Source organism: Clostridium sp. (assembly GCF_036569345.1).
Lineage (GTDB): Bacteria > Bacillota > Clostridia > Clostridiales > Clostridiaceae > Clostridium_AD.
This window is the reverse complement of the sequence record NZ_DATCQT010000083.1, coordinates 1-5549: the sequence shown is the minus strand read 5'-3', so window position 1 is coordinate 5549 and position 5549 is coordinate 1. Positions and strand designations below refer to the sequence as shown.

6 protein-coding genes are annotated in these 5549 nt (G+C 34.8%); all 6 read right to left on the bottom strand.

All coding sequences use genetic code 11. The features are described from left to right. Positions 1 to 918: FAD-dependent oxidoreductase (locus tag VIM70_RS08300; protein ID WP_331945285.1), on the bottom strand; the 918-nt coding region annotated here is incomplete at its 3' end. Then, on the bottom strand, positions 911 to 1984 hold the full coding sequence (locus tag VIM70_RS08295) for an electron transfer flavoprotein subunit alpha/FixB family protein (RefSeq protein ID WP_331945284.1): 1074 nt from the start codon (positions 1982 to 1984) through the stop codon (positions 911 to 913). The genes VIM70_RS08300 and VIM70_RS08295, both read right to left, overlap by 8 nt. Further along, a complete protein-coding gene (locus VIM70_RS08290; protein WP_331945283.1) occupies positions 1972 to 2781 on the bottom strand; it encodes an electron transfer flavoprotein subunit beta/FixA family protein in 810 nt (269 codons plus the stop codon). Before VIM70_RS08290 ends, VIM70_RS08295 begins: the two co-directional genes overlap by 13 nt. Before the next feature lie 86 nt (positions 2782 to 2867). Then, positions 2868 to 3575: a bifunctional demethylmenaquinone methyltransferase/2-methoxy-6-polyprenyl-1,4-benzoquinol methylase UbiE gene (gene ubiE, locus VIM70_RS08285; protein WP_331945282.1), complete on the bottom strand. Its 708-nt coding sequence runs from the start codon at positions 3573 to 3575 to the stop codon at positions 2868 to 2870. A gap of 162 nt (positions 3576 to 3737) precedes the next feature. Continuing rightward, positions 3738 to 5132 (bottom strand): 4Fe-4S binding protein, encoded by a 1395-nt coding sequence (locus VIM70_RS08280; RefSeq protein ID WP_331945281.1) that lies wholly within the window; start codon positions 5130 to 5132, stop codon positions 3738 to 3740. 19 nt (positions 5133 to 5151) lie between these two features. Beyond that, on the bottom strand, positions 5152 to 5549 hold a 398-nt coding region (locus tag VIM70_RS08275), incomplete at its 5' end, for a FixH family protein (protein ID WP_331945280.1).

The following is a 5549-nucleotide window of genomic DNA, read 5'->3' as shown; positions in this document are numbered from 1 at the left end:
CTGAGCGGCATCACCGATAACTATAACTCCATTATCCACTAATTTGGGAATGCTCTTATAACCACCTTCTGGAATTAAGTGTGCATAATATTCGCAGGGCTGACTTCCTGCAATTAAAGGCTTAATTATGGGGTGATTCTTAATATACTCTAATAGTTCATAAGGTTTAATGTGTTTCTCATACATTTGCGAGAGTAAGGCACCACATCCAATAGATAAATGATCTTTATTTGTATAGATGAAGGCTGTACCTATCATACCTAAGGTGCTATCACCAAATATTTCAATGGTTGCTCCCATTCCTTTATCAAGATTAAAGCGTTCTTCTATTTTTTCAGAAGGTAATTTTAATTCTTCCATAACGCAAAGAGCAACTTGGTCTTTGTGCCATTCCTTATGGAAGCCAAGACTTTTACCTAGTAATGAATTTACTCCGTCTGCAAGGACAACTACATCAGCAAATATTTCTCCATTAGGTCTGTCCGTGCGGACGCCAACCACTTTATTATTTTCCATTATGCATTCTTTTACTACTGTTTCATTAATAATCAGTGCACCAACTTCAACACATTTCTTTGCAAACCATTGATCAAATTTACCTCTAAAAACAGTAAAGTTGTTGTAGGGAGCTTTTGACCATTCCATGCCTTTATATCCTGTTTTAACAACAGATTCTTTACCCATTATCCACAAGTTTTGTTCAACAATGGGGCGTTCTATAGGGGCATCCTTCCAAAAATCGGGAATGATTTCTTCCATCATATGACGGTAGAGTACTCCACCCATAACATTTTTTGAACCCGGGTGTTGACCTTTTTCGATTACAATAACTTTAAGGCCAGCTTTGGACATTATATAGGCTGCCGAGAGTCCGGAAACCCCAGCTCCAACAATAATAGCATCAAATTTTTCACTCAACTGCAACCTCTCCCTTCAAAATGCAATTTGAATTCTTAAGCCCTACATTTTTTATATCACATAAAGATTGCTTAAAAACTTCAATTAATTTGGGCAATATTTTAAGCGCATCTCCAACAATGCTATAGGTGGCCATTTTCATCATAGGACACTCAGGATCTGTATTTATAGCAACTATGGTTTCAGAGCCCTGTAATCCAACAATATGTTGTATTGCGCCCGAAATACCTATTGCAAAATATAGTTTTGGAGATACTGTTTGACCTGTCTGACCAACCTGACGGTTATGATCAATTAAATCTTTTTCAACAGCTCCGCGGCTTCCAGCGGTAACACCCCCAAGGATCGTCGCAAGTTCATCAAGTAACTTAAAGACCTGTTCATTTTGTATACCACGGCCGCCACTAACTATAATTTTTGCGTCTTCAAGTTTAACATTTTCTAATCCATCTTTAACTATTTCTAGAACTATAGTTTTTAAAGACTCTTCTTCAATGGCAAATGTCTCTCTTACAACTATACCATTCCTATTTGGTTCAGGAATAGGCATTTTCATAACCTTTGGATGGACAGTGGCCATTTGAGGTCTATGGTCTTTACATACAATGGTAGCCATAATATTTCCACCAAAGGCAGGCCTACTAGCAAGTAAGATCTTTTTCTCTAAATCAATATCAAGGGCTGTACAATCAGCAGTTAATCCTGTCTTCAGAGTAGTTGCAACTGCACCAGCAAGATCGCGGCCAGTGGTTGTTGCCCCCATTAATAATATCTCTGGTTTATATTTTTCTACAAGGTAGCAAAAGGCACTTTTATAGGTTTCAGCTCTGTAAAAATGAAATACTGGATCATCGATGATATAAACTGTATCGGCCCCATGCTCAATAAGTGTAGGCACAATAGTTCCTACTTTGTCGCCTATTAAAACAACTGATACTCGTACATTTAAACTGGAAGCAAGTTTTTTTGCTTCGCCAATAAGTTCGAGGGTAACTGAAGCTAGTTTTCCTTCCAACTGTTCCACAAAAACCCATACACCGGAATATTCTTTATCTATAGCTGCCACTTACGTATTCCTCCTTTTAATTTGTTAACTAGCGTTTTTACGACTTCATCCTCACTACCTTTAAGCAATTCTCCACCGGCTCTTTGCTTAGGTGGAAAAATACGTCGTACAGATGTTGGAGATCCCTTTAATCCCAATTGGCTTAGATCACCGCTTAAATCATTGAATCCCCAAGTAATAGGTTTATAACGGGCTGCTTTAATCATATTTGGTAAAGGTGAAAAGGTTAATTCATTAATATCTTTTTCAACTGTTATCAGGCATGGGATCTTTGATTGCACAACTTCATATCCATTGTCAATTTTTCTATGGAGCACAACAACATTTTTTTTCAAATCAAATGTTTCAATAGCTTCAACGTAAGTTAACTGAGGCATACCCAAACGACATGCAATACCTGGGCCAACTTGTGCTGTATCTCCATCTATGGCTTGTTTACCGCAGAAAACCAAATCAATTGGTTCAATCTCCATTATTTTTTTTATGCCCATAGCAAGAATATAGCTAGTAGATAATGTATCTGATCCTGCAAAGGCACGGTCTGATAGTAGATATCCTTCATCTGCACCCGTTTCAATACATTTTTTAATAACTTCTTCTGCCTTTGGAGGTCCCATTGAGATAATAGAAACTTTCCCACCATATTGTTTTTTTATTTTAACTGCTTCTTCAACAGCGTGAGCGTCATAAGGATTAATAATAGTAGGTGCACTTGATCTGTCCATGGTATTTGTTATGGGATCCATTTTAATTTCGGTAGTATCAGGCACTTGTTTCACACAAACTAAGATATGCATATAATCATAACTCCTTTTCTTATTACGGCTTTGCTATATTAAAGCAAAGCGCTTTGCTTTAATATAGCAAAGTAAAGTATTTATTTTTATAAGGGTTTAATGCCATAATGTATAGAAGATACCCCACAAGTTAGGGATTTAAACCCTGAATTTTCAAAACCAATATTTTTAAATTCACTTTTAAGTTGATTTTTTGTCATAAATCCATTTACTGAATCTCTTAGATAATAATAAGCTGCTTTATCTCTGGTGCCTAAGTAGCCGATAACTGGTAGTACAAAGTTGAAATATAGGTTATATATATTTCTGAAAATAGGTATTTCAGGCTTAGACAATTCTAAGCAAACTACTTTTCCACCTGGTTTTAAAACCCTATACATTTCTGAAATAGCCTTAATTTTGTCAGGTACATTTCGTAATCCAAATGCTATTGTTATGCATTGAAAGCTATTAGCCTCAAAGGGAAGCTCCATTGCATCTCCCTTAATTAAGTTAAATTCATAATTATTTAATGATTGATTAAGCTTCGCGATACCTACATTAATCATTTCTTTATTAAAGTCTAGGCCTATAACTTTAGTATTTGCGCCAACTGCGGTGCATTCAAGTTCTATCATTTTACCTGTACCACAGCATAAATCTAATACTTTATCATCTTTTTTAATGTTACATAGTTTTACAGCTTTTTTTCTCCATTGCTGGTCAATGTTTAAAGTTAATATTGTGTTTAATTTATCATATTTAGTAGCAATTGATGAAAATATACTTTGTACGTCTGGAATAATTTCTGACATTATTTAAGCCTCCTTACCTCCTTACATCAAGGGGGATATTACGAAAATTGTTAAGTCCTAAGTTACTTGAGATATAATTACTGGAAAATTTATAGCAACTTGTAAAAACGGAGAGTATAAAGAATTTAAACATAAATACTCTCCGTTTGCTATTTATATTTATTACATACGCATTGCCATTGGAAGAGAAAATAATAGTATATTTGTTACTGCAAGTAATACCATTAGAATTGCATAAACTACCGATGTTCCTAAAATTTTTTCATTAGTTTGACTGCTTTTAGCAATTCTATAAGCCGTATATATTGAACCTATAGTTCCAATTATAATTATTATATACTGAAGCATTTGAATAGTTGGACTAGGGAGTATTGCAGTTGAAGCCCCATGGGAATTCATCCCGAAAAGACTCATAAAAGTGTAACCCACTGATTTACCTTCTGCTAGCAAGTGAAACAGGTTATGAGCTATATGTCCAGCTAAATCTAATGGTATAATAGCATATCCAAACCTGGTGAAATTTTCTTTAACAGAAGCTTTGTTGAATTTTTTAGCAATAAGACCTGTTAAAAGTAGTAACGCAACAGGAATTAGCATAGCTATAAGGAAAGTTACAGTAAAGGTTATATAATAATTTGTTGTCCCTAGTATATTTTCAAGGGAATTCAATATTTCGCCCCATATTTTTAGCATTGTTATGTTTTGAACAAACACAATACCCATAATAACGATGGCCAAAAATGCAACTTCTATTTTTGGTTTTTTGATATTCCACAATTCTTGAGTAGGAATACGAGTACTGATTGTTATAGAGTCGTTTGGACAATTCTTAACGCAATTACCGCATAAGTTACATTCTGCACTACTATCCATAGTTTTAGGAAATTCGAACATAGGACATCCGGGAACTTCATTTGTGCCTTTGTAACAAGAAGCTGTTGTACATTTTTTACATATCTCTTTGGTTCCACGTAGTTCCACCATACCCGCTCTGGAATAATTGCCAGATAATCCACCAAGGAAACATAAATATCTGCACCAAGTCCTTCTCTCAAAGAGTGCACCAGAGAATATTACAGCAGTAGTTATCATTAAAAGCAATACACCAGAACCACGAGGGTTCTCAACTATTCCCCAAACATGGTCGCTCCATGTGATCATAAGAAAAGTTATATCAATAATCCAAATACCATATTTTTTTAGAAATTTTGGTACAGGTTTGTTGTTACCTACAAATTTCTGAACCACATCATTTAAGAATCCAAAAGGACATACAATACACCAAAATCTACCGAAAAAAAGTAGAAGGATAGGAAGTAGTGGCCACCATAACACCCAAGTTCCAGCAGTACCAAAATTATCATGAGCCTCAGCAGGTCCAGCGATTAACTCAAAGACGATAAAGGCAAAAATTAGCGCTACTGGCAACTGAAATACGCCGGGATACTTTTTACTTTTAATGAATTTTTTAAACTTTTTATTTTTTAATAAATCTTTTTCTTTTTTTACTGTCGAAGAAGGTAAATCCTGTTTTAAAGGTATTTTAATATCTGCCATTAGTATGAGGCCTCCATTTCTAAGATTTAATAGATTTTTTCTTATTTACAGCAGCTACAACTATAACTAATATAATTACTCCTGAAAATCCGCCAATTATAAGAAAGTTAGGGCCTGCGCTTTGTACATCAACATCGAAATCAGCGTTTTTTGCCTGTCCTTTTACATCAAAAGTAGATTTAATAATCCATTTACCTTTAGTTTTGAAGTCTACCATACCTGTATATTCACCTTTTTTGGAACCTTCTTTTAAATCTATCATCATAGGCTTATCTTCTGTCATACCACCCATATCAGAAGATTTGTTCATAACTGCAGTGGCTTTTAAATTGGCATTAGGTAAAGGTGCTCCATTTTTATTGAGTATGGAAATTGTAAATTCATTACTACCTGTTTTCAATTTTTCAGTTGCAAAGG